The 24,765-nt window shown below is 67.4% G+C and carries 17 protein-coding genes; 7 read left to right on the top strand and 10 right to left on the bottom strand.

All coding sequences use genetic code 11. From position 1 onward, the window contains the following. The first annotated feature begins 75 nt into the window (after positions 1–75). Positions 76–2,241: an MMPL family transporter gene (locus OHQ90_RS05165; RefSeq protein ID WP_328407830.1), complete on the top strand. Its 2,166-nt coding sequence runs from the start codon at positions 76–78 to the stop codon at positions 2,239–2,241. Between the two features lie 766 nt (positions 2,242–3,007). On the opposite strand, the gene OHQ90_RS05170 is transcribed toward OHQ90_RS05165, so the two are convergent. Then, the gene (locus OHQ90_RS05170) at positions 3,008–4,015 is read right to left on the bottom strand and encodes a stage II sporulation protein M (protein WP_328407832.1); all 1,008 of its coding nucleotides are present in this window, start codon (positions 4,013–4,015) and stop codon (positions 3,008–3,010) included. A 42-nt stretch (positions 4,016–4,057) separates the two neighbouring features. Between OHQ90_RS05170 and OHQ90_RS05175 the strand changes: the two genes are divergently transcribed. Beyond that, positions 4,058–4,852: an RDD family protein gene (locus tag OHQ90_RS05175; protein ID WP_328407834.1), complete on the top strand. Its 795-nt coding sequence runs from the start codon at positions 4,058–4,060 to the stop codon at positions 4,850–4,852. 18 nt (positions 4,853–4,870) lie between these two features. Here the strand turns inward: OHQ90_RS05175 and OHQ90_RS05180 are convergent, their stop codons facing one another. The 5 genes from OHQ90_RS05180 to OHQ90_RS05200 form a co-directional block, all read right to left on the bottom strand. Beyond that, positions 4,871–6,184 carry a DUF58 domain-containing protein gene (locus tag OHQ90_RS05180; RefSeq protein ID WP_328407836.1) on the bottom strand — a complete coding sequence of 438 codons (1,314 nt, stop codon included), beginning with the start codon at positions 6,182–6,184 and terminating at the stop codon, positions 4,871–4,873. 3 nt (positions 6,185–6,187) lie between these two features. Continuing rightward, positions 6,188–7,174, bottom strand: coding sequence for an AAA family ATPase (locus OHQ90_RS05185; RefSeq protein WP_442941318.1), 987 nt, complete (start codon positions 7,172–7,174; stop codon positions 6,188–6,190). 355 nt (positions 7,175–7,529) lie between these two features. Beyond that, on the bottom strand, positions 7,530–8,615 hold the full coding sequence (locus OHQ90_RS05190) for a DUF4129 domain-containing protein (RefSeq protein WP_328407838.1): 1,086 nt from the start codon (positions 8,613–8,615) through the stop codon (positions 7,530–7,532). Beyond that, positions 8,612–9,478, bottom strand: coding sequence for a hypothetical protein (locus OHQ90_RS05195; protein WP_328407840.1), 867 nt, complete (start codon positions 9,476–9,478; stop codon positions 8,612–8,614). The genes OHQ90_RS05190 and OHQ90_RS05195 overlap by 4 nt, the downstream gene beginning before the upstream one ends. A 60-nt stretch (positions 9,479–9,538) precedes the next feature. Further along, on the bottom strand, positions 9,539–10,084 hold the full coding sequence (locus OHQ90_RS05200; protein ID WP_328407842.1) for a TetR/AcrR family transcriptional regulator: 546 nt from the start codon (positions 10,082–10,084) through the stop codon (positions 9,539–9,541). Between the two features lie 88 nt (positions 10,085–10,172). Between OHQ90_RS05200 and OHQ90_RS05205 the strand changes: the two genes are divergently transcribed. Beyond that, the gene (locus OHQ90_RS05205; RefSeq protein WP_328407844.1) at positions 10,173–11,723 is read left to right on the top strand and encodes an MFS transporter; all 1,551 of its coding nucleotides are present in this window, start codon (positions 10,173–10,175) and stop codon (positions 11,721–11,723) included. A 345-nt stretch (positions 11,724–12,068) separates the two neighbouring features. Here OHQ90_RS05205 and OHQ90_RS05210 read toward each other — a convergent pair whose 3' ends face one another. After that, entirely contained in the window at positions 12,069–13,862 is a 1,794-nt protein-coding gene (locus OHQ90_RS05210; RefSeq protein WP_328407846.1) for a DUF4407 domain-containing protein, read from the bottom strand. Positions 13,863–14,275: 413 nt separating this feature from the next. Between OHQ90_RS05210 and aroQ the strand changes: the two genes are divergently transcribed. The 4 genes from aroQ (at position 14,276) to OHQ90_RS05230 (ending at position 23,184) form a co-directional block, all read left to right on the top strand. Continuing rightward, complete coding sequence (gene aroQ / locus OHQ90_RS05215) at positions 14,276–14,893, top strand: gamma subclass chorismate mutase AroQ (protein ID WP_328407848.1); 618 nt, start codon at positions 14,276–14,278, stop codon at positions 14,891–14,893. Positions 14,894–15,650: 757 nt separating this feature from the next. Continuing rightward, positions 15,651–20,303 carry a glutamate synthase large subunit gene (gene gltB / locus OHQ90_RS05220; RefSeq protein ID WP_328407850.1) on the top strand — a complete coding sequence of 1,551 codons (4,653 nt, stop codon included), beginning with the start codon at positions 15,651–15,653 and terminating at the stop codon, positions 20,301–20,303. Next, positions 20,296–21,765, top strand: a complete 1,470-nt coding sequence (locus OHQ90_RS05225) for a glutamate synthase subunit beta (RefSeq protein WP_328407852.1) — start codon at positions 20,296–20,298, stop codon at positions 21,763–21,765. The genes gltB and OHQ90_RS05225 overlap by 8 nt, the downstream gene beginning before the upstream one ends. A gap of 519 nt (positions 21,766–22,284) precedes the next feature. Next, the gene (locus OHQ90_RS05230; protein ID WP_328407854.1) at positions 22,285–23,184 is read left to right on the top strand and encodes a cutinase family protein; all 900 of its coding nucleotides are present in this window, start codon (positions 22,285–22,287) and stop codon (positions 23,182–23,184) included. Positions 23,185–23,247: 63 nt separating this feature from the next. Here the strand turns inward: OHQ90_RS05230 and OHQ90_RS05235 are convergent, their stop codons facing one another. From OHQ90_RS05235 to OHQ90_RS05245, 3 genes are all read right to left on the bottom strand, one after another. Continuing rightward, on the bottom strand, positions 23,248–23,586 hold the full coding sequence (locus tag OHQ90_RS05235) for a hypothetical protein (RefSeq protein WP_328407856.1): 339 nt from the start codon (positions 23,584–23,586) through the stop codon (positions 23,248–23,250). A 136-nt stretch (positions 23,587–23,722) separates the two neighbouring features. Then, the gene (locus OHQ90_RS05240) at positions 23,723–24,340 is read right to left on the bottom strand and encodes a histidine phosphatase family protein (RefSeq protein WP_328407857.1); all 618 of its coding nucleotides are present in this window, start codon (positions 24,338–24,340) and stop codon (positions 23,723–23,725) included. A 174-nt stretch (positions 24,341–24,514) separates the two neighbouring features. Beyond that, positions 24,515–24,754, bottom strand: coding sequence for a hypothetical protein (locus OHQ90_RS05245; protein WP_328407859.1), 240 nt, complete (start codon positions 24,752–24,754; stop codon positions 24,515–24,517). Between the last annotated feature and the right edge of the window lie 11 nt (positions 24,755–24,765).

The raw sequence follows: 24,765 nt of genomic DNA on the forward strand, positions 1-24,765 counted from the left end.
CCCGCACACATCTCATGGCAAGTTAACACCCATCAAGTTTGCGACCGTAAACATTCTCGATCGGGGAGGCCCGATATGTTCGAAACACTCGGCAGATTCACCGTCCGCCACGCCCGCTGGATACTCGTCGTCGGCGTATTCGCGCTGCTCGCGGGCGGGGTGGTCGGCGCAACCGCGTTCAGCAAAATGCAGCCAGGAGGGCAGGAGGATCCGCACGCGCAGTCCAGCGCCGCAACGAGCCGATTGGCGGACAAGTTCGGTGCGGACACCGACTATGTCTTCCTGATCGGCGCGAAGACCGGCACCGTCGACGACACCGGTGTCGCCGATCTCGGCCGGGACCTGGTGCACCGACTCGCGGCCGACAGCAGGCTCACCAATGTCGTCTCGTATTGGGAGACCGGATCGCCTGCGATGCGGTCCGCCGACGGAACCGCAGCCGTTATCCTTGCGGGCAGTTCCGCCAAGGCCGCCGCCGACAAGGAGAAGGACGCCGAGGCGATCGTCGAGGATTACCGTGCCGACGGCCCGGTCGCGCAGATTCGCATCGGCGGCAGCTCCGCGATCTTCCATTCGATCACCGAGCAGATCGGCAAGGATCTCGGTCTCGCGGAAGCCGTTGCCGTGCCGCTGATCCTGGCACTGCTGGTGCTCGCCTTCGGCAATGTGATCGCCGCGCTGCTCACCCTGGTCGTCGGCGGGATCGCCATTCTGGGTACCTTCACCGAACTCGCGATCCTGGGCTCGGTCACCGATGTGTCGATCTACGCGGTGAACCTCACCACCGGCCTCGGACTCGGGCTCGCGGTCGACTACGGGTTGCTGATGGTCAGCCGATTCCGGGAACGGCGTGCGGCAGGCGCGGAGCCGTCCGATGCGGTGGTCGCCGCGGTGTCGACGGCAGGCCGCACCATCGTTTTCAGCGCGGCGACGGTGGTCGCGGCACTCTCGGCCCTGGTGATCTTCCCGCAGTACTTCCTGCGCTCGTTCGCCTACGGCGGGATCGGTGTTGTGGGCATCTCCGCACTGGCCGCGGTAGTCGTGCTGCCCGCGCTGCTCGCGGTGCTCGGTGCACGCACCGATTCCTGGCGGGTGCCCGGTGTCCGCGGGATCCGTGGTGACGCGACGCCGTTCTGGGCAGGCGTCGCCGGTTTCGCGATGCGCAGGCCGGCACTGGCAGGTGTTCCGGTGGTTGCGGTGCTGCTGCTTGCCGCGGCGCCGCTGCTGAATGTGCAGTTCGGCACCCCCGACGATCGGGTGCTGCCCACCAGCGCCGAGGTGCGGCAGGTCGGTGATGCGATGCGCGACGATTTCGGCGGCGGCGACGCCAACGCGCTGTCGGTGGTCACGACGGCCGGGGTGGCCGCAGGCCGGCTTGCGGACTACGCGCGCACCCTGTCACTGGTCGAGCACGTCACACAGGTCGATTCCAGCGCGGGCACTTTCGTGCGCGGCGCACCGTCCGCGACCTCGCCCGCCGATGCCAGGTTCGCCCGTCCCGAGGCGCAGCGGCTGGCCGTGCTCACCGACCTGGACCTCAACTCGAGCGCCGCTGGTGAGCTGGTCGACAAGGTGCGCGAGGTACCGAGCCCGGCCGGGGCGAGTGCCTTGGTCGGCGGGCAGGCCGCCGAGCTGCGTGACAGCCTCGCCTCGATCGGGTCGAAGCTGCCCATCGCGATCGGCTGGATCGTGCTGACGACCTTCGTGCTGCTGTTCCTGTTCACCGGCAGCATCGTGCAGCCGCTGCGCGCCCTGCTGTCGAACGTGCTGAGCCTGGCCGCGACCCTCGGCCTGATGGTGTTCATCTTCCAGAACGGCCACCTGTCCGGCCTGATCGGTTTCACACCCGCGCCACTGGACGTGTCGATGTTGCTGCTGTTGTTCTGCATCACCTTCGGCCTGTCGATGGACTACGAGGTGTTCGTGATCAGCCGGATCAAGGAGTTGCGCGACCTTGGCGTGTCCGCGGGTGACGCGGTCGTCGAGGGCTTGGCCAGGACCGGCAGGCTCGTCACCACCGCCGCGGCGCTGATCTCGATCAGCTTCCTCGCCTTCACCACCAGCGATGTCCGGTTCATCCAGTTCTTCGGGCTCGGTGCGGGTTTGGCGATTCTGGTCGACGCGACGCTGGTGCGCGGCGTGCTGGTGCCGGTAGCGATGCGACTGCTCGGCCGGGCCGCCTGGTACGCGCCACGGCCGATGCGGTTGGTGCACGCTCGGGTCGGTCTCGCCGAGGGCTGACCGAGGTTCGTCGGACGGCCCTCGCGCTCGGTGTGCGGGGGCCGTCCGACGCATTCCCGGATGTTGTCGGCAGCGCGGTGAAACATCTGCCACTGTGTGGATTTCGCCTGGTTCGAGCACGTTCTCGGAGGCGATGAGGCGAAGATCACACGCGGCTACATAGTTGCGGCCGCGGTGCTGATGGCAGCAGAGCCGATGGCGTGAGCAACCACCGTTGCGCAACTGGTTATTTCTGATCTTGACGGGCCATCGGTATACCTACGTGCAGCACCTCATGGCACATATCTTGTTTATTACGCTTTAAACAAACCTTGAGTCGCTTTCTGTTCATCCACTGTCCAGCTATCTCCATTAGCGGCCGCTAAACATGCAGGTAGTGACGCGTGTCTGGCGACCATGGAGAGATCTATTGAATGGCTCCAGCTAATCGTTCGGAGAATGTTTGGTGCGCGGCCCGGTGGTTAAGGACCGCCACGCGGTATCGCGTGGCAGAGACCCTTTGTGGGCCGGTAACTCGGCGCCCGAAGTGCCGCCATAGGTTAGCTGGAGTAGTGAAAAACCATGCGCCCACATGGGTTTGCTGGCGTGCTGCTTTATACGCTCGGCCTCGGCGTGGAGGGTTGCGTGCGGATAACGATTGTGTACAGTTGACGGTAACGCTGGCCGCAGCTGAGCTGGACTCGCTGCGGCCAGCGGAACTCAAATGGGGGAGTCGAAAACTAGGCTGTAGCGCATCGTTGCTACCGATTGCCCAGAGTCATTTCACTCACCGTGTGCTCGGCGTTGTCTGCCAGCGATCCTCGGCCGGGTTCCCCTCCACCACCGCCTCCTGCTCGAGCGCCGCGCGCCGACCCGCGCCGAACACATAGACCAGGAACAAGACTTCGGCGACGAACCCGATCGCGATGCGCGCCGACGCCGGCAGCGGGCTCGGTGTGACGAAACCCTCCAGGAAGCCGGACACCAGCAGGACACCGACCAAGCCGAGCGCGATCACCGCGGTGGCTCGTCCCTGCCGCGCCACCGCCTCGAGCCTGCTGGCCCGACCCGGATCGATCAGCGTCCAGCCCAGCTTCAATCCGGCCCCGCCCGCGACGAAAACCGCGGTCAGCTCGAGCATCCCGTGCGGCAGGATGAACCCGAAGAACGAGTCGAGCCTGCCCGCCTCGGCCATGAGCCCGGCGCTGACACCCACATTGAGCGCGTTCATGAACAGCAGGTACACCGCTGGCAGGATCAGCACACCGGTGAACAACGCGATCGCCGACACCCACGCGTTGTTCGTCCACACCTGCGCGGCGAACGCACCCTGCGGATGCTCCGAGTAGTAGGTCTCGAATTTGCCGCCCGGTTCGGTGAGTGCGTCGGTGTTGTCAGGGAGCCCGAGTAGGTCGTGCGCCGCACCGGACCCTTGTACCCACACCGCAAGCCCGGCCGACACCACAAGGAACACCGCCGCGACGCTTATCCACCACGGCCAGGCCCGGTAGACCGCCGCCGGGAACCGGTGGGTGCAGAACCTGCCGATCTCCGCCCAGGTATCGGCCTTGGTGCCGAGCACCTTGCCCCGCGCCCGCGCCAGCAATGCGCTGAGCCCGGCGATGAGTTCGGGGTCGGGACTGTGCGACTGCAACCGAGCCAGCTGCTGTGAGGTCCGCCGGTACAGCGCAACGAGCTCGTCCGCCTCGGCGCCGCTCAGCGATCGTCGCCGGGCCAGATAGTCCAGCCGGTCCCAGGACCGCCGGTGGGTGTAGCTATACGCGTCGACGTCCATTGGTTGCCTCCCTCACCACCGGTCGGAAGAATGCTATTCGACATGGCTGAATTCACTACCGGCGAAGCGGTCGCGCTCGAGCTGCCGATCGCCCGGATCCCCACCAGAGCGACTGCTTTCCTCATCGATGTCGTGGTGCAGTTCGCGCTGGGTTGCTCGCTGTTGTTCGCGGCCGCCGCAGTGCTGGCCACCGCGGGCGCGGACTCGGCGTGGATGGATGTGGCGGCGCTGGTGGCGATCGTCGGGGTGCTCATCGGCTACCCGGTTGCCTGCGAAACCCTGATGCACGGGCGCACGGTCGGCAAGGTGATGATCGGCCTGCGGGTGGTGCGCGCCGACGGCGGACCGATCGATTTCCGGCATGCGCTCACCCGCGGCCTTGCGGGTGGCATCGTCGATTTCTGGGTCCTCGGCGGCTTCGGCGCCATCGCGGTGCTCACCTCGATGTGTTCCCCGAACGCGCGCCGCATCGGTGACGTGCTCGCCGGAACCGTTGTGGTGCATGCCCAGACGAGCCTGCCGCGGCCCGCGCTCGCCACCGCCCCGCCCTGGCTCGCAGGCTGGGCCGGACAGCTCGACCTCTCCGGCCTCCCCGAGGATCTCGCGCTTTCGGTGCGTCAATACCTGACACGGGTCCGCACGCTCACTCCGGCCGTGCAGGCGAATCTCGGCCAGGCGCTTGTCAGCGCGCTCTGCGAGCGGCTGCAGATTCGGCCGCCGCTGGGTTATCCGCCGGTGCAGGTGCTCGGCGCGGTGATCGCCGAACGCCAACGCCGGGCACTGCCTGCCGCACCGGCGGCTGTCTCACCGTTCGCCATGGTCGCTATCCGCGGTTAGTGTCTACCGCCGCGGCGCTCACATAGTTCCGGACTGCTTCAGTTCGAGGTACTCGTCGGCCAAGGCCTCCGGCAGGTGGTCCGGTGGTGCGGAGACGACCGCGATTCCCCTGCGGCGCAGCGAGTCCTGCACCAGCGCGCGCTCGGCGAGGATGGTCTCCGCGGTGGCGGCGAGGTAGAGGTCGGCGCTGGTGTCGCGGCGCGCGGCGGCCGCGGCGATCTCGGGGTCGGTGACGGAGACGATCAAGACCCGGTGCCGTTGGGCGAGCACGGGCAGCACCGGAAGCAGGTTCTCCTGCACCGCGGCGCCGTCGAGGCTGGTGAACCAGACCACCAGGCTGCGGCGGCGGGTGCGTTGGATGGTCGCGCGGACCATTCCCGCGCTGTCGGTGTCGACAAGGGCGGGGCTGATGCCCGCCATCGCGTGCATCAGCTTCAGCTGCAACCCTTTTCCACCGACACCGCGAACCTCCGCCCGGACCTTCCTATCGAAGGCGAGCAGATCCACCGAATCGCCCGCCGCGGCGGCCAGCCCGCCGAGCAGCAGGGCGGCCTCGATGCTCGCGTCCAGTCGGGTGCCGTCGTCGATGTGCCCAGGACTGCCGACCCGGCCGGCACTGATGCGGCCGGTGTCGAGCAGCATCAGCATGTGCCGGTTGCGTTCCGGACGCCAGGTGCGCACCAGCACATCGGTAGCTCGTGCGGTGGCGCGCCAGTCGATGGACCGCACGTCGTCGCCCGGGACGTACTCACGGAACGAGTCGAACTCGGTGCCCTGGCCGCGCAGGTTCGCGACATTGCGACCCTCGAGATGTTGCAGCCGTTTCACTTTCGACTGCATCAGGCGTTCGCTGCGGAACGGCGGCAGCGCGCGCACCCGCGCGGGCACGCTGCGCCGGGTCTGCCTGCCCGCGATGCCCAGCGGGCCGATCAGACGCAGCGTGACCGGGCCCGCCGCTCGATCGCCGCGGTAGGTCGGCGTGAGCGTGGTGTGCAAGCGTGTCCGCGTGTTGTGCGCCAGATCCAGTCGGTGCGCGCGGTGCGCGGCGCGTGCGCTGCCGGGCCAGTCGTCCCACAGGGTGCCGCGCACGGTGCGGGTTCCGCTGTTGAGCACGACGAGCTCCACCTCGGTGCTGCGGCCGAGGCGGACGACGGTCAGCGGTGCTCTGCTGAGAGTGAGGTCGCGCGGGCGTGCGACCGAGCCCATATCGACGAGCACAGCGGCGGCAAGCGCACTTGTCATCGAGGCGACCCCGAGCCAGGTCGGCATGACGAAGACGACGAACAGCGCGACCACCGCGCCCGCGGCGGCCAGCCGACCGGTGACGACCACGAGCTACACCGGGACCGGGACCGACAGCAGCAGCGACGACATCACGCCCTCGGTCGTCACCCCGTCCAGCTCCGCCTCGGGTCGCAGGTGCAGGCGGTGTCGCAGCACCGCAACCGCCACCGATTTCACGTCGTCGGGCGTCACGAAGCCGCGCCCGTTGAGCCAGGCGAACGCGCGCGCGGCCGCCATCAGGGCGGTGGCGCCGCGCGTGGACGCACCGTGCTGGACGGCGGGTGAAGTGCGGGTGGCCCGGCAGATGTCCACGGTGTAGGCGAGCACCTCCGGGCTGATGGTGACGTGCGAGACCGCGGCCCGGCCTGCGGCGATATGTGCCGGTCCCGCGACCGGCCGCAGCCCGGCGGCGGCCAGATCGCGCGGGTCGAATCCGCCGGCGTGCCGCTGCAGGATGCGGAATTCGTCATCGCGACCGGGCAATTGGATGTCGACCTTGAACAGGAACCGGTCCAGCTGCGCCTCCGGCAACGGGTAGGTGCCCTCTTGCTCGATGGGGTTCTGGGTGGCGACCACCACGAACGGATCGGGCAGCGGCCGTGGCTTGCCGTCGACCGAGACCTGGCGCTCCTCCATGGATTCCAGCAGCGCGGACTGCGTCTTCGGCGGGGTGCGGTTGATTTCGTCGGCAAGCAGCAGATTGGTGAACACCGGCCCGTGCCGGAAGGTGAACTCCGCCGAGTGCGGGTCGTAGATCTGCGAGCCGGTGACATCGGCGGGCATCAGGTCCGGTGTGAACTGGACGCGGGCATGCTCGAGGTCCAACGCTGTCGCCAACGCCCGAACCAGCAGCGTTTTCGCCACGCCGGGTACACCTTCCAACAGCACGTGGCCGCGGCACAGCAGCGCGAGAACCAGGTACATGATCGCGGTGTCATTGCCGACTACCGCTTTACCGATCTCGGCGCGCAGCGCGGCGAACGCAGCACCCGCCTCTTCGGCGGTGGGGGTGTGGTTGGTGTTGGTCATGCTGGTCATCCGACCTCCTGTGTCGTGCCGGGGTTACCGCACCCCATCGGCGGCGTGAGCGCTCGGCGACGATGTCCCATCCACCCTCTGCTGTCGTGTGGGTGATTCCGTAACCCGACTACGCGGATGGGCGCTGGTTGGTGATGTCTCGTCCGCCCTCCGGTGTCGTGTGGGTGATTCCGTAACCCGACTACGCGGATGGGCGCTGGTTGGTGATGTCTCGTCCGCCCTCCGGTGTCGTGTGGGTGATTCCGTAACCCGACTACGCGGATGGGCGCTGGTTGGTGATGTCTCGTCCACCCTCCGGCGTCGCGCGGGTGATCCGGTGACCCCACCAGGTGGACGAGCGTTGGGTGATGATGTCTCATCCGACCTCCGCCTCGATCCATTCGAGTTGTGCGGCAACAAGATGCAAGGTGTCCGTGTCGGACACCGGACCGTACAGGGTCGAGCCGACCATGCTCGGGTCTGCGCCGATGCGTGTGCTGACTGCGGCGATCAGTCGGTCCGGAGTGGTTTCGGCGGTGGCGCCGAGGTGCGGGCGGATGCGGCGCAGGGTCGCCGCGCGCAGCTTCGACGCGACATGTTCGTAGTCCTTCGATCGGCGATACAGCGCGGCCTGCCCGGCGAGCAGTTCGTTCGCCGCGACCTCGACCGGCCGCGGCTCACCAACGAGCGCGCCGCGGCGGCGGGCCCGCCACCACACCAATAGCGCTGCGGCGATCAAGAACTGGAGTCCGCCGAAGGCGACCGGTCCAGGTAGTCGGCTGAAGATGGAATCCTGGCCTGCGCCGGCACTGGGTGCGTCGATGTCCGGGCTGTCGGGGTAGTCCGTCGGCGGCGGGATCCGCGGCGGTTTCTGCGGTGTCTGGGGGTCCGGCGCACCACAGGCGTTCAGCATCGCGTAGAGCAGCAGCAGGAGTACGACCACGCCCGCGAGACCAACCCAGAACTTCGGGCTGCGAAGCAGTTCCGGCAGTGGGGGCCGTTGCCTGCGCGTTCGCGGTGGTTTCTCGGTGACCGCCACTTCGGCAGGTTCCGGTGCGGGCGGCGGCGCGGCACCGGAGTATCGGTCGGCATATTCGAGGCTGCGGTATTCATCTTCGGTGGCGTGCCTGCCGCCGTAGACGATTTCGTCGAAACTGTAAGCAGCGGGATGGAGTTCGGTCGCGGCCTCGAGCGGTAGCACGGTGGTGGCGTCGTCGGCGGTCTCCCGTGCAGTGCGCGAGCGACGTACCTCGAGTAGGCCGCCCTGCTCGAGCCCGCGCAGCACGGCGCGGAAGCGTTCGCGCAGCGCGGCATCGAAGTCACGGTGCTCGGCGGCCGACTCGGCGGCGGCGCGATGATGCGCGGCCGCGCCGAGCCGAGGCGGCGGTGGGGCCGCCGGCTCGTGCACCGGAGGCCAGGGCTCGGGGGTGAGGTTGTCGGTCGGGTGCTCGGCGTCGGTCATCGTGCCTCCGGCACTCGAATATCGAGTCCCTCACGGCGGCAACGCCGATCCACATACGACACCACGCGTGTCGCCGCCTCGACGACCTCACCGAAGGCGACGATCAACAGCACCGCCGAGGTGGTGAGCACGATGACCTGCCAGCGGTGCGTGCCCGAGAAATCCGAGAGGAACCACGGGATGCCGAGCAATGGCACGGCCAGCAGCACCGTCAGGCCGCGCTGGCACAGCCACAACCCCGCTGTCGGCCACTCCGCTCCGGCGACGAGCAGTTGCGAACGCGCCACCGCCGTGGCGTGCGAGGCCCGCTCGACGAACATCACCGGCACCGCGACGAACCGCTGGGCCCGCAGGTAACCGAGCCACAGCAGCCCGAGCGGGAAAGTGACGACAAGAACGCTGCCCAGCGCCAGCACGCTCACCCCGACCAGCGTGAACAGCACGTGGAATACCAGCAGGGGCGTGCCGACGGTCGCCGTCCTGCGCAGCGCGGTGCGCCACCCGATCGGGGATCCGGCGACACCGGCAAGCCCGATGGTGACCGTCAGCCCGCGCAGCACGAATCGCAGCAACCAGGCGCAGGCCGCCGTCGACAGAATCGCAGCCCATCGGGTGCCCTGGTCGGAGCCGTGCGTCAGGTGCGACACGCCAGCGGTGATCGCGACAACGATCAGCTCGGCGACGACCAATCCGACCACCGTCGAGCAGGCCAGTACGACGATGTTCGCCTGGATCAGCGCGAACGGCTCGTCGAGCAGTTCACGAAAGCGCAGTGGACGGATCGGTACCGTCGGCCCAGGTGACCCTGGTGATGGATGATCTCCCGCCCCGACGGCACCGGCCTGCTCGGCGGCTGGTTGCACGGGGCCGAGTCTAGAGCGTGCCGGGCGGCTTCGCCGGGAGCGGAGCGGGAACCTCGCCGCTCAGCGTTCGAGAAGGCGATCCACGACGGCCCGGTACCGCTGCGGCTCGATGGGCGGCAAACCGAGCAGAGCCCGCAGGTACACACCGTCGCCGACCAGCCGGACGATGTCGGCGCGCACCGGGTCGTCGATTTCCTCGTCGAGGCCGGTCGACCAGGCGTTCAGCATTTCGGTGAGTGCCTGCTGCACCTCGTCGGTGTCCGGGCCGGAGCTGGCATCGATGGTGCGCATGGTCGCGAGCATGGATCGGTAGACCTCGAGTTCCACCGCTTCCGCGGCGTCATCGGGGTTCGGGGTCTGTAGGTACCACTCGGCGACCGAGGTGCCGTGCGCGACGGCGTCGCCCAGGTGCTGTTCGGCGCGTTCGCCGAGGCGTCTGACCAGGCCGGCGAGCAGGGCGTCCTTGCTCTTGAAGTGGTAGAGCAGGCCGCCTTTGGAGACGCCGGCGGTCGCGGCGACGCTCTCCAGCGTCACCTGGGACATGCCCTTTTCCAGCAGCAGAGTTTCGAGCGCGTCCAGGATGCGGTCGCGGGTGGTTGCCGTCACTTGTATGACTATACCGGCTGGACGGTAATGTAGATCTACTGTACCGTCTGGACGGTAAGAAACCCCGCGACGAGAGTCGGGAAAGTCGATGAGCACACAGACCACGAAGGACACCCGGAACGATTTCGGGCCGGCGACGGGGATCACCGCCCCGCCCCGCGCCACCACCCGCGACTGGGTCGGCCTCGCCGTGCTCGCACTCGCGCTGCTGCTGCTCGCCGTCGACGCCACGGTGCTCGACCTCGCGGTGCCAGCGATCAGCGCCGATCTGACGCCGACCACACCGCAGCTGCTGTGGATCATCGACGTGTATTCGTTCGTCCTCGCCGGTCTGCTGGTGGTGATGGGCAACCTCGGCGACCGGATCGGGCGGCGCCGGCTACTGCTGATGGGTGGCGTCGGCTTCGCGGTCGCGTCGGCGATCGCGGCATGGTCGGTTTCGCCCGAGATGCTCATCGCCGCCCGCGTGCTGCAAGGTGTCGCCGGTGCGACCCTGATGCCCGCAACGCTGGGTTTGATCCGCTCGATGTTCCTCGATCCGCGCCAGCGCACGGTCGCCATCGCGGTCTGGAGTGCGATGGCGGGCGGTGGCGCGGCGGCAGGTCCGCTATTGGGCGGCTGGCTGCTCGAGCACTACTGGTGGGGCTCGGTGTTCCTGGTGAACCTGCCGGTCATGCTGGCACTGCTGGTGCTCGGCCCGGTCCTCCTGCCGGAATCCCGTGATCCGAACCCCGGCCGGTTCGATCTGCCGAGTGCCGCGCTGTCCATGCTGGCCCTGGTGCCGGTGGTGTACGCGGTCAAGGAGAGCGCTGCCCACGGTCCCAGCCTGGGAATGGTCGGCATCGGTGCGATCGGCGTGCTCGCCGGTGTGCTGTTCGTGCATCGGCAGCGCGGTCTCGAGCACCCGATGATCGATCTGAAGCTGTTTGCAGTGCCGAGGTTTCGCATCGCGGTGCTCACCAGCCTGCTTTCGGTGTTCGCGCTGGCCGGCGAGCTGTTCTTCGCCTCGCAGTACCTGCAACTCGTGCTCGGCCACTCGCCCTTGGAGGCGGGCCTGCTGCTGTTGCCCGGTCTTGCGGCCAACGTGATCGCGGCGCTCGCGTCCGCATGGTTGGTGCGGTATCTGCGGCCCGGCCTGGTGCTCAGTGGTTCGCTGCTGGTTGCGGCGATGGGTTCGGCACTATTCCTGCTACTCGGCGCCGATGCGACGAGCAACGTGACATTCATCGTCGCCTTCCTGTTCACCGGCGCCGGTGTCGGTGTCTCGCTGACGATCTCGTCGGATCTGGTGGTCAGCTCCGCGCCCGCGGCGCGAGCCGGTGCGGCGGCGGCGGTCTCGGAAACGGCGTACGAGACCGGCATCGCGCTGGGCGTTGCGGTGCTCGGCAGCGTGGTCATGGCGGTATTCCGCAACGGCCTCGAGCTGTCGCAGATCCCTGCCGAGCATGCGGAAACCGCGTCCGAATCCCTGGGCGGTGCCACAGAAGTAGCGCGTGGACTACCGGAATCCGTCGGTGCCGAGTTCCTGACCTCGGTGCACGAGGCGTTCGTCTCGGGCATCCACATCGCGGCCATCGGCACTTCGGCGGTGATGCTCCTCGCCGCGTCGGTGGCGTTCCGGCTGCGGGTCCGGTCGTAGGTGCGCCGCACGCCGCTGTCGGGCACGCACCCGGCTGCGGTGGATAGCTGTTGGCGCACACCACGATCGCGCTGAATCCGATACCGCCCCGATCTCGACGGCCGCCACACCCGTGTCGATCCACACCCCGTGTCGGTCCCGGACCCCGCCCGGCCCACCACCTGTGTGGCAACCGGGCACTCCGTCTGGTGGGCGTCGGGTTGCTACACGAGGTGTTCGGCCGGGTCGGTGAGAGAAATGGTGGCTACCGAGAGGGATCTGAGCAACCATTTCACTGCGCTCGATTGGGTGCTGCGGAGCTCGGCGGGTGGGGGTGTCGAGGGAGGGATCAGGACGGGGTGGGGGTCAGTGGCCGGGTGGGAGTTCGCGTTGGGGGCGGCCGGGGAGTTCGGGGGTGTGTCGTGTGGGCAACTCGCTGTGGGTGTGCGTTGCGGGCAGGCCGTAGCCGTGCGCACCGGTGGGCGGCAGTGCGGAGTAGTAGCGCGGGTCGTTCGGGCTCGCGTACTGCTGCTGGTAGTCCGCGTCGACGACGGTGGAGGCGATCTGCTGGGCCTGCCACTGGGGTGAACCAGGGGGCAGTTGGTAGCCGACGGGGGCGGCGTTCATCGCTGGTGCGTGCGAGTCCTGGGAGTCGACGGTGACCTTGCGGGTGCGGCGGAGGGTGAAGGTGATTTCCTCGACCTCCTCGAAGGCCTGGCGGGCGGTGCGCAACGGGTTGGTTGCGGAGTCGATCGCATTGGCGACGAAGGCGGGGACGAGGGGGCGGATGAAACGGGCCGCCGTGTCGGAGAAGGGCACCGTGCCGATGATGGGGAGTTCGAGGCCGCCGCCTTTGGTGGCCGGGGTGGGGGCCGCGACGGCCGGGGTCGATGCGGCCGCGGTGGTCGCCGGTGCGAGTGCGCCCACTGTCACGGTGGCGGGCAGGTTCGGTGTCGCGTGAGACACGGAGGTGTCCTCTCGGTCGCCAGCCGGTGCGGCTGGTAGTTCGCGGCGGCGTGGCGGCTCGGTGATGCCGAGCTCGAGCCCGCCGATAGCGGCGATGATGTGGGTGCGCTGGCGTTCCCGATCGATCGCGGCGTCCGCCTCGACGGCCAGTCGCGCCGCGGTGAGTTCGTGTTCGGCGCGCAGGGCGGCTGCCTCGGTCCGCACCTCGGCGCGTTTGACGGCGATCTCGGTGTCGGCGGTGCGCTCGGCGCGGTCCTGCACGGTTCGGGCGGCGAGGCGACGGTCGAAGGAGGTTTCGCCGCGCCACCACCGAAGGATCAGCGGCAGCAATGCCAGGAAAATCAAGGCCACGATCGTCAGCACCCGAAGTGGCAGCGCGCCCGCGTTGTGGCCGGTGTATTCGTTCACGGCCTGCCAGCGCGCGCCGAGGCCGCGGTCGGCGTCGGCGAAAGCGGTGGATTCGGCTGCGCTGACGGTCTTTTGGTCGTCGGCGATGCGCTGGTCGAGCGGGGGCACCCGATCCTGTGCCGCCGCCAGCTGCTTGCGGGCATCCGCGAGCATGTCGTTGGCGGTCTGTGCTTCGGGTCCGCGGCCGGGCACCCCGGTGATACGGGTCCGGGGGCACTCCGGGCTCGGGTTGAATTCACACCTTGCAATGACAAGCGCGTGATCGATGTCGGTTTGCGCCTTGGCGATCGCCTGATCCAGCGAGGTCCGGTCGGCGCGGGCGCGATCCAGCTCAGCGTTGGCGGCCACCACCGCAGGAGCCGAGGCGACCGAGCGCTGGGACTTCTCATCCAAGAGCCGGTCGACGGAACCACCGAATACGACGATCGCGGCCAACTCGGCAACCAATCCGCCGACCAATACCGCTACGGCGATCCGCGCGATCACTCCGAGCCGGTCCGGTGTGCCACCGGGGCGCGGGGTGGCGAGCGCGCGAGCGACCGCGCCTGCCAGCAGCGCGACGACGAGGGCCGCGGCAATGATGGCGAGCAACGGCCAGGTGTCGGCCGCGGCGAGAGCGAGCGTCGTTATCGTGCCGGACACCGTCGCGAACAGCAGCACGACGGCACCGGTGACGGCGTAACTCGCGTGCTCGTGCCGGTCATCGAGTTCGGTGCCGGATGCTGTCGCATCCTGCGTCCGCTCGAGACCTCCGCCGAGCCAGGCGAACATGCCGGTGACCGTCATGGGATCTCACATCCTCTACGTCCCAGTCATTGTGGCGAGCTTGGCGAAACTGTCACAGATTCGTTGTCACAGCGTGACAGGCCACGGCCCGACACACCGAGCACGGTCCTGTGGATGTGTTCAGGTTCACAAAGATTCGGTTGCCGGATGCCTCCCCACGAGCGGAAACGCTCCCGGCGCAGTCGAACCGAGCGGGTCGACCGCCTGATGGCACGCCGTGGACGGAGTTCGTCGCCGGTCGCGCCGAATCGAGCGGAGGTAAGGCAGTCGCCTGATTGGACTGCTGTGCGGCGTCTGTCGCTGGTCGCGCTGGGTCGAGCGGAGGTGAGCCAGTCGCCTGATGGCACTGCTGGCGAGGTCCGTCGCTGGTCGCGCCGGGCCGAGTGAAGGGGGCAGCCGCTTAACCTGGCACGGTGATTCGTTTCCGAGCGTTGAGGTCGGGACTGCGCGGTGGCCTGCTGGTCCTGCTGTCGGTGGCGCTGGTCGCGCTGGTTCCGGCCAGCGCTCTCGCGTCGCCTGTCGAGCCGCGCACCGGGTCGCTGCACAGGCTCGTCGAGTTGGTGGTCGATCGGATCGACACCGCCGATGCGGTCGCTGCGGCGAAGTGGGCGACAGCGCAGCAGCTCGGAACAGCGCCGTCGATCGATGATCCGGGCCGCGAGGCCCAGGTCTACGACGATATGGCCCGCCTCGGCGCCGGGCGCGACCTGCCCGAAAACTGGATCAGGCAGGTGTTTTCCGGCCAGATCGAGGCCAGCAAGATCGTCCAGCGCGGACTGGTCGCACGCTGGCGATTCGATCCGGCGGCGGCGCCTGCGGCCCCACCGGATCTGTCGAAGGTGCGCCCGCGGATCGATCGGCTCAACGTGGACATCGTCGAACAGTTGGCCGCACAGCGCGACGAGCTGACCGCGCCCGACTGCATGGAAAGGCTTGCTCCCAGCGTTTTCGGTGTCCTGACCTCGGGGCGTGCCGACGCGCTGCACCAGGCCGCCCTGATTCGCGCCGTCGCCACCCTCTGCGCGCCATAGCCCGCGGACGGGTTTCGCTGCCGCGCTGATGCTTCGGTGTCGCTGTGTGGCGTAAAGCACTTCGGAATGATTGCTGGAAATGTGCTGAAAACCACAAAAAGCAAAAGAGTCCGGACGGTCGGATCGGGTTCTGTGCTTGTCATGACCCTGTCGGAAATGTCTCACCGGGTCCCTTGTCGAGTTAGCCGCCGACAAGGTGGTTTGCCCGCTGCGGAGCAGGGGAAATCATCTTCGATGCAGGTGAGGGCCGGTTCTGGCGGCGCGAGCTGCGCTATCGGCCAGGTCTGACCCGCCGGGTGTCGTTGGCTGGCACTCGGTGCCAGGGGATCGATCCCGCCAGGTTCGCTGCTTTACACTGGACAACGCGCACACGTGGAGGACCCCAATGAAGAAGCCCAGCTAGACCTGGTTATTAGTGCAACCTTGGTTGGTTGGGCCCTGGACCTGACTTATCGTTTGCTCTTACGTCGAACACAGAATGTTCGGCCACGATTGCCCGCTCGGGCACCTCACGCCGGTGCTCAGCCTAGTGGGCGAGCACCCGCACGGAGGTAAGGAACTCGTAAGCGTTCCGTTACCGCCGAGCACCCACTACGTAACACCAGCGGGTGGACAACTGGAGACGTGACTGCACGCCGGACCATCAGCGCGGCTGGATCCGGAACGTACGGGCGCAGTCTTGACGGAGGCATTCGACGAAAGGCCGTTTTTCACGCAGGCCAACCTCATCGAGGCCGACTTTCTTGAAGGCAGAGGCATGACGCAACTTCCTGGCCACAGGTCCCCTGGACCCATCGGGCTCTATGACCCGGCGAACGAACACGACGCCTGTGGTGTCGCATTCGTCGTCGACATGTACGGCCGCCGCAGCCGCGACATCGTCGACAAGGCTATTACGGCTCTGTTGAACCTGGAGCACCGTGGTGCCGCAGGCGCCGAACCCAATAGTGGTGACGGTGCAGGCATCCTGATCCAGATTCCGGACCGGTTCTTCCGCGCCGTGGTCGATTTCGAGTTGCCGCCGGAGGGCTCCTACGCCACCGGTATCGCCTTCCTGCCGCAGGCCCGCCGGGAGGCGACCAAGGCCGCCTACGGCCTGGAGCGGATCGTCGAGTCCGAGGGCCTCGCGGTCCTCGGCTGGCGCGATGTGCCCACCGACGAGTCCACTCTCGGCGCCCTGGCCCGCGACGCCATGCCCACCTTCCGGCAGATCTTCATCGGCTCTCCGAAGGGTGCGGCCGAGCAGTTGTCGGGCATGGATCTCGAGCGCCGCGCTTACGTCGTGCGCAAGCGGGTGGAGCACGAGCTCGGCAAGGCGGGTGCAGGCGAAGGCGCGGTCGGCAAGGAGTCGGTGTACTTCCCGAGCCTGTCCGGGCAGACCTTCGTCTACAAGGGCATGTTCACCACGCCGCAGCTGCGTGCCTTCTACCTGGACCTGCAGGACGACCGGATGGAGTCCGCCCTCGGCATCGTGCACTCCAGGTTCTCCACCAACACCTTCCCGTCGTGGCCGCTGGCGCACCCGTTCCGCCGGGTCGCGCACAACGGTGAGATCAACACCGTCACCGGTAACGAGAACTGGATGCGGGCCCGCGAGGCGCTGCTGCGCTCCGAGGTGTTCGGCACCAACGAGGCGGGCAACAACCGGCTCGAGAAGATCTTCCCGGTCTGTACGCCCGGGGCAAGCGATACGGCCCGCTTCGACGAGGTGCTGGAACTGCTGCACCTCGGCGGCCGCAGCCTGCCCCACGCGGTCTTGATGATGATTCCCGAAGCCTGGGAACGCAACGAGACCATGGACCCGCAGCGCCGGGCCTTCTACCGCTACCACTCGATGCTGATGGAGCCGTGGGACGGCCCCGCATCGGTGTGCTTCTCCGACGGCACCGTGGTCGGCGCCGTGCTCGACCGCAACGGTCTGCGTCCCAGCCGCATCTGGGTCACCGATGACGGCCTTGTCGTGATGGCCTCCGAGGTCGGTGTCCTCGACATCGATCCGGCGAAGGTGGTCAAGAAGGTCCGGCTGCAGCCCGGCCGCATGTTCCTTGTCGACACCTCGCAGGGCCGCATCGTCGGCGACGAGGAGCTCAAGTCGCAGTTGGCCGTCGAGCACCCTTACCAGCAGTGGCTCGACGCGGGCGTGACCAAGCTTGCCGACCTGCCCGACCGCCCGCACGTGCACATGTCGCACGACCGCGTGCTGATCCGGCAGCAGATCTTCGGATACACCAACGAAGAGCTCAACCTGCTGATCTCGCCGATGGCGAAGACCGGTCTCGAAGCGCTCGGCTCGATGGGCACCGACACCCCGATCGCGGTGCTCTCGTCGCGGCCGCGACTGCTGTTCGACTACTTCTCGCAGCTGTTCGCGCAGGTCACCAACCCGCCGCTGGACGCGATCCGCGAGGAAGTCGTCACCAGCCTGCGCCGGGCCATCGGTCCGGAAGCCGACCTGCTGAATCCGGGACCTGAGTCTTGCCACCAGATCACCGTGGCATCGCCGATCCTGGACAACGACGAGCTGGCCAAGCTCGTGCACATCAATGACGACGGTTCGCAGCCCGAGCTGCGTTCGGTGGTCGTGCGCGGTCTGTACCAGGTCAAGCAGGGCGGCAAAGGCCTGCGCAAGGCGCTCGAGGCGATCAACACCCAGGTGTCGGCCGCCATCGACGGCGGCGCGCGGATCATCGTGCTGTCCGACCGTGAGTCCAACGAGAAGCTGGCGCCGATTCCGTCGCTGCTGCTGACCTCGTCGGTGCACCACCACCTGGTCCGCGAGCGCACCCGCACCATGGTCGGTCTCGTAGTCGAGGCCGGTGACGCCCGCGAGGTGCACCACATGGCCATGCTCGTCGGCTTCGGTGCGGGCGCGATCAACCCGTACATGGCCTTCGAGACCATCGAGGACATGCTCGAGCGCGGCGGACTCCAGGTCCCCGGCAGCACCGGTGATCTGGCCGCCGACTACCGCAAGGCGGTTGTGAACTACAACAAGGCCGCAAGCAAGGGTGTGCTGAAGGTGATGTCCAAGATGGGCATCTCCACCCTGGCCTCCTACACCGGCGCGCAGCTGTTCCAGGTCATCGGCCTGTCGCAGGACTTGGTGGACGAGTACTTCACCGGTCTGCGTTCGCATCTCGACGGCATCGGGCTCGACGAGATCGCCACCGATGTGGCCGCCCGCCACACCGTCGCGTTCCTGGAGAACCGCAACGAGCGCGCGCACCGCGAGCTCGAAGTGGGCGGTGAATACCAGTGGCGGCGCGAGGGCGAATACCACCTGTTCAACCCGGACACCGTGTTCAAGCTGCAGCACGCGACCCGCACCGGTCAGTACTCGATCTTCAAGCAGTACACCAAGCTGGTCGACGACCAGTCCGAGCAGCTCGCCTCGCTGCGCGGCCTGTTCAAGTTCAACACCACCAACCGGGCCGCGATCTCGATCGACGAGGTCGAGCCTGCCAGCGAGATCGTCAAGCGGTTCTCCACCGGCGCGATGAGCTACGGCTCGATCTCCTCGGAGGCGCACGAGACCCTGGCGATCGCGATGAACCGCCTCGGCGGACGATCGAACTCGGGTGAGGGCGGCGAAAGCCCGTCCCGCTTCGAGCCGGAGGAGAACGGCGACTGGCGGCGCAGTGCGATCAAGCAGGTGGCGTCGGGCCGCTTCGGCGTGACCGCGCACTATCTGACCAACTGCACCGATATCCAGATCAAGATGGCGCAGGGCGCGAAGCCCGGTGAGGGCGGCCAGCTTCCGGCGCACAAGGTGTACCCGTGGGTCGCCGAGGTACGGCACTCGACACCCGGCGTCGGCCTGATCTCGCCGCCGCCGCACCACGACATCTACTCGATCGAGGACTTGGCACAGCTGATCCACGACCTGAAGAACGCGAACCCGCAGGCGCGGATTCACGTGAAACTTGTTGCGGAGCCTGGCGTCGGCACGGTTGCGGCCGGTGTGTCGAAGGCACACGCCGACGTAGTGCTGATCTCCGGCCACGACGGCGGCACCGGCGCCTCGCCGCTGACCTCGCTCAAGCACGCGGGTGGTCCGTGGGAGCTCGGCCTGGCCGAGACCCAGCAGACGTTGCTGCTCAACGGACTTCGCGACCGCATCGTCGTGCAGGTCGACGGCCAGATGAAGACCGGTCGCGACGTGATGATCGCCGCGCTGCTCGGCGCCGAGGAATTCGGTTTCGCCACTGCGCCTTTGGTGGTCTCGGGCTGCATCATGATGCGGGTCTGCCACCTCGACACCTGCCCTGTGGGTGTCGCGACGCAGAACCCGGTGCTGCGCGAGCGCTTCACCGGCAAGCCGGAGTTCGTCGAGAACTTCATGCTGTTCATCGCCGAAGAGGTTCGGGAACTGCTGGCGCAGTTGGGCTTCCGCACGCTCGACGAGGCCATCGGCCGGGTCGACATGCTCGACACCACCAAGGCCAAGCAGCACTTCAAGGCCAGCAAGCTGGACCTGTCGCCGATCCTCGACGACGTCGAGACGGCGTTCATGCGCCAGGACCGTCGCTGCACCAAGACGCAGGACCACGGTCTGGACAAGGCGCTGGACCAGCAGCTCATCACGCAGAGCCGCGATGCGCTCGAGCGTGGTCAGGCGGTGAAGTTCGAAACCAAGATCTCGAACGTGAACCGCACCGTCGGCACCATGCTCGGCCACGAGGTGACCAAGCTCTACGGTGGCGCGGGCCTGCCCGACGACACCATCGACATCACCTTCACCGGCTCCGCGGGTAACAGCTTCGGCGCCTTCGTCCCCGCCGGCATCACGCTGCGGGTGCTCGGTGACGCGAACGACTATGTCGGCAAGGGACTTTCCGGCGGCCACCTGGTGGTCCGCCCATCCCCGAACGCACCGGCCGAGTTCGTCGCGGAAGAGAACATCATCGCGGGCAACGTGATCCTGTTCGGCGCGACCAGCGGTCGGGCGTTCATCCGTGGCGTCGTCGGCGAGCGGTTCGCCGTGCGCAACTCGGGCGCCACCACGGTGGTCGAGGGTGTGGGCGATCACGGCTGCGAGTACATGACCGGTGGTCGGGTCGTCATCCTCGGTGAGACCGGCCGCAACTTCGGCGCAGGTATGTCCGGCGGTGTCGCGTTCGTCTACAACCCGAACGGCACCTTCGAGGCCAGGCTCAACCCCGAGCAGGCCGACGCCGTCGAGCAACTGTCAGGTGACGATTTCACCTGGCTGCGCGACATCATCACACAGCACCGTGATCAGACGGGTTCCGCTGTCGCCGACCGCATTCTGAGCGATTGGTCGCAGCAGGTGAACCACTTCGTGAAGGTCATGCCGCGGGAGTACAAGAAGGTTCTGCTCGCGATTTCCGAGGCCGAGAAGAACGGCACCGACGTCGACGAAGCGATTATGGAGGCAGCACGTGGCTGACCCGCAAGGATTTCTGAAGCACACCAAGCGGGAGCTGCCGACGCGTCGTCCGGTTCCGCTGCGTCTGATGGACTGGAAAGAGGTCTACGAGCAGGGGTACCCGAAGGAGACCCTTCAGCGTCAGGCCAGCCGGTGCATGGATTGCGGTATTCCGTTCTGTCACAACGGCTGTCCGCTGGGCAACCTGATCCCGGAGTGGAACGACCTGGTCTACAGGGGCCAGTGGCGTGAGGGCATCGACCGGCTGCACGCGACCAATAACTTCCCGGAGTTCACCGGGCGGTTGTGCCCTGCGCCGTGCGAGGCGTCCTGTGTCCTCGGCATCAACCAGGACCCGGTGACGATCAAGCAGGTCGAGATCGATCTCATCGAGAACGCCTTCGACGAGGGCTGGGTGACCCCGGTCTACCCGACCCGCATCACCGGCAAGAAGGTCGCCGTCGTCGGTTCCGGTCCGGCCGGTCTGGCCGCCGCGCAGCAGCTGACCCGCGCGGGCCACACCGTGACCGTGTTCGAGCGCGCCGACCGCATCGGCGGTCTGCTGCGCTACGGCATCCCGGAATTCAAGATGGAGAAGCGCTTCATCGACCGCCGGATCGCGCAGATGGAGGCCGAGGGCACCATCTTCAAGGCCGGCGTGAACGTCGGTGTCGACATCACCGCCGAGCAGCTGCGTGAGCGGTTCGACTCGGTGGTGCTCGCCGGTGGCGCGACGCTCGCGCGTGACTTGCCGATTCCGGGTCGCGACCTGAACGGCATCCATCAGGCGATGGAATTCCTGCCGTGGGCCAACCGGGTGCAGCTCGGTGACGACGTCACCGACGCCGACGGCCTGCCCCCGATCCACGCCAAGGGCAAGAAGGTCATCATCATCGGTGGCGGTGACACCGGCGCCGACTGCCTGGGCACTTCGCACCGGCAGGGCGCCGAGAGCATCCACCAGTTCGAGATCATGCCGCGCCCACCGGAGGAGCGTGCCTCGTCCACTCCGTGGCCGACCTACCCGCTGATGTACCGGGTTTCCTCGGCGCACGAAGAGGGCGGCGAGCGGGTGTTCTCGGTGAACACCGAGCGTTTTGTCGGCGCCGACGGCAAGGTCACCGGCCTGGAGGCCCATGAGGTCAAGATGGTCAACGGCCGCTTCGAGAAGGTCGACGGCACCGACTTCACCCTCCAGGCCGACCTGGTCCTGCTGGCCATGGGCTTCACCGGTCCCGAAAAGCCGGGCCTGCTAGAAGGTCTCGGCGTCGGCTACGACCAGCGTGGCAATGTCCAGCGTGACAAGAACTGGGCGACCAACGTCCCCGGCGTCTTCGTCGCGGGTGATATGGGCCGCGGCCAGTCCCTGATCGTCTGGGCGATCGCCGAAGGCCGCGCCGCCGCGGCCGCCGTCGACAAGTTCCTGGAAGGCGAAACCGCGTTGCCCGCGCCCATCACCCCCACGATGGTCGCGCAGCGCTGAGTAGATAGACCCGTCTCTTACCGGAGCGGAAGGCGCCTGTGGATTGCGAAATCCACAGGCGCCTTTGTCGTCCGGTGCCGTGTGCTCGACATTTGCTACTGCCGTCGCGGTGACTGTCCATGTGGCGCAGGCGAACCAGGCGGCGGCGATATGCGGCTGCCTCGCCTTCGCTCGGCCCGGCGCGGCGGCTGCCTCGCCTTCGCTCGGCCCGGCGCGGCGGCTGCCTCGCCTTCGCTCGGCCCGGCGCGGCTGTCGACGGACTGCGTCCGGCAGTGCCAATTTGATGGGGCGGAATCGGACACGCCTGCTGGTTCGAATGGCGTTGACGAGGCCGTGGCCGTATTGTGATCTTCGGTGTGCCTCGAATCTTGGGATGTGGATTGCGTAGCGTACGTCATGCTGGCGGGTGATTTTCGTTCACCCGACGTGCACTGGAACGACATCCGCCGAGGTCAGCATAGGTAGTGACAACTTGTCGGGATTTTGCTCCCGCGGGAGCAAAGGTTGAACTGGAGCAGTATGCAGTTGAAGAAAGTTGCCGCGGGTCTCGGTGTGTGCGCAGCGATGGCGTCTGGTTTGGTCTTCGGTAGCGGTTCTGTAACGGCTGATCCGGGGTGCCCAAGTCTGTATGTCGTTGCCATACCCGGCACCTGGGAGACCGGTCACGACAAGAAACCACAGCCCGGCATGCTGTCCGGTGTCACCAATGGGCTACCCCGTTCCACCGACGTCGACTACGTGACCTACGCCGCGACCGCGTTCCCGTGGGAAGGCGATGTCTACGGTGCCTCGAAGAAGGAAGCGACCGACAAGGCTCGCGGACTCGTCGGCGCGATGGGACAGCGTTGCGCAGGCACCAAGATCGCCCTCGTCGGATACAGCCAGGGTGCGGACGCGGCCGGTGATCTCGCGGCCGAAATCGGCACGGGCCTCGGCGTTGTGTCGCCGGACCGGATCGCGGGCGTCGGCCTGATCTCCGACCCGCGTCGCTCGCCCACCGATGTTCAGGTCGGCCCGCCCGCCGCGGGTGCGGGCGCGGGCGGGCCGCGCGTCGGCGGCTTCGGCTGGGTCAGCGACCGCACCAGGACCATCTGCGCGACCGATGATCTCTACTGCGCCACCGCGTCCGACGACTTCGTGACCCGATTCGCGGGTTGGCTGGCCCAGACCTCCGACGCGAATCCGGCCAACATCTGGCGCTACCAGCTCGAAGCGGGCGCGATCATGAACGACCTGATGGCGCGTGGCGGTGTGCCGCTGTTGCAGTCGCAGCTCACCGACTCCGCCAACCAGCAGCGGGCCAAGGAGCTCGAGGAGTTCTACAAGTCGCAGGCCCACACGCTCTACGGCAGCTACTCGGTGGGTGGCGGCCAGACCGCCGTCTCCTGGATGCACAACTGGATCGCGGGCATGGCCTGATCTCGAGCAAGAAACACTGAAGGCCACCTCCCGCGCGGGAGGTGGCCTTCAGTGTGCCGATTGCTAGCTGCTACCTGCCGAACCGGTCGGCGGCAGTACCCGATTGAACCGATGCGGCCCGTTGCCAGGGCCGGGATGGTCGCCGCGTTCACGGAACTCTGCCCGCGGCCCATCCGGACCCGGCCGATCAGGGAAGCCGTGACCGCCGCGCGGGCCGTTGATTTCCGTTCCTTCCTGGACGGCTTCGCCCGATACCGCCTGGACCTGCGCGGTGCCGGCGGGATCTTGAGTCTCGGCGGACGCAGTGATCGCCAGCGTGGCGAGTGGAACGGTGACCAGCGCGCCGGCCACCGCCACTCGGGCGAGCCGACGCCTGAACGAGATCGGTGTCTTGGTGAGCAACACGGAATTCCTTTCTCTCGGACCGTGAGTCGCGGTGCGGCGGCTGACCGGTTCCATAGAAGGTTCCGACGCTGGGATGCTGGTGCGATCGCACTGGCAATCGCCTGTGAGTGCCGGTGAGACGAAGGCCGAATGCTCAGTCCCGCGCAGCGATGTTGCGCGGCAACAGATCCCAGACATGACCGTTCTCGTTGACGGTCGCCGCGGTGCGGCGGCCGGTGCGCGAATACAGGATTCGGGTGATCGAGCAGTAGTCGATCGGAAAGGTCAGCGGCCGCGCCAAGTCGAGCACTTCCTGCAGGATCACATTGATCACGCCGCCGTGCGCGAAGACCGCGACCGTGTCGGCGGGATCGGTGGCCGAGGCGATCTCGAGGACGGCGTCGCGCACCCGGGTGCGGAAGGCGTCGGCGTCGACCTGCTCGGGCAGCTGACCGGCCTTGATGCGTTCGTAGGCGGCCCGGAACTCGATCTTGGCGTCCTCGATCGGAATGTAGGCGGGCAGGTCGCGATCGTATTCCGCGAGGTCGTCCATGATTTCGACATCGAGACCCAGCTTTGCGGCGGTCGGCGCGGCCGTGTCGCGGGCGCGCCGCTGCGGGCTGCTCACTACGCGGCTGATCCGATGGTGGCTCAGCGCCGCGGGCACCCGCTCGGCCTGCTCGAGTCCGACGGCGGCTAGTTCGGGATCAGCCGGGCCGTCGGCGTTCATGACCCGAAGCGGTTGGGCGTGACGGACGAGAATCAACTGCACACAGCCCACTCTGCCGCATCGGCTGCGCTCGGCGGAGGCCGGGCGATCCCGGCGGCGGCTTACGGGGCCGCCTTGCCGCGCACTGCACGCCCGAACCGTACAGCCACGAAGGGCCCGGGTCGCGGCGAGCGACCCGGGCCCTGTCGTCTGGGTACCGACTACCGGTCGGTGCGGTCAGTTCTGATTCTTGCGGTTCTTGAGAAGGTAGATGCCACCGATGATCAGCGCGACGACGAGCAGGCAGCAGATGCCACCGAAGATCAGTCCGCCGTAGCTCTTCTTCTTTTTCTTGGCCGCGTAATCCAGCGCCTGGGTCCACGTGTCGCCCGCGGCCCAGGTGTCGGGGCTCGCCCACACCGTATGGTCCAGCAGACTCGCGTTGGTCAGCAGGTCGAGGTACATATGCATCCCCATCTCTGTCGGTA

Origin of the sequence: Nocardia sp. NBC_00403 (genome assembly GCF_036046055.1) — a bacterium.
Classification (GTDB): Bacteria; Actinomycetota; Actinomycetes; order Mycobacteriales; family Mycobacteriaceae; genus Nocardia.

Bases quoted from the DNA above. Each gene is read 5' to 3' on its own strand.
- OHQ90_RS05165 (WP_328407830.1), top strand. From the start codon at position 76: ATGTTCGAAACACTCGGCAGATTCACCGTCCGCCACGCCCGCTGGATA.
- OHQ90_RS05170 (WP_328407832.1), bottom strand. From the start codon at position 4,015: ATGGACGTCGACGCGTATAGCTACACCCACCGGCGGTCCTGGGACCGG.
- OHQ90_RS05175 (WP_328407834.1), top strand. From the start codon at position 4,058: ATGGCTGAATTCACTACCGGCGAAGCGGTCGCGCTCGAGCTGCCGATC.
- OHQ90_RS05185 (WP_442941318.1), bottom strand. From the start codon at position 7,174: ATGACCAGCATGACCAACACCAACCACACCCCCACCGCCGAAGAGGCG.
- OHQ90_RS05190 (WP_328407838.1), bottom strand. From the start codon at position 8,615: ATGACCGACGCCGAGCACCCGACCGACAACCTCACCCCCGAGCCCTGG.
- OHQ90_RS05205 (WP_328407844.1), top strand. From the start codon at position 10,173: ATGAGCACACAGACCACGAAGGACACCCGGAACGATTTCGGGCCGGCG.
- OHQ90_RS05210 (WP_328407846.1), bottom strand. From the start codon at position 13,862: ATGACGGTCACCGGCATGTTCGCCTGGCTCGGCGGAGGTCTCGAGCGG.
- gltB (WP_328407850.1), top strand. From the start codon at position 15,651: ATGACGCAACTTCCTGGCCACAGGTCCCCTGGACCCATCGGGCTCTAT.
- OHQ90_RS05230 (WP_328407854.1), top strand. From the start codon at position 22,285: ATGCAGTTGAAGAAAGTTGCCGCGGGTCTCGGTGTGTGCGCAGCGATG.
- OHQ90_RS05245 (WP_328407859.1), bottom strand. From the start codon at position 24,754: ATGGGGATGCATATGTACCTCGACCTGCTGACCAACGCGAGTCTGCTG.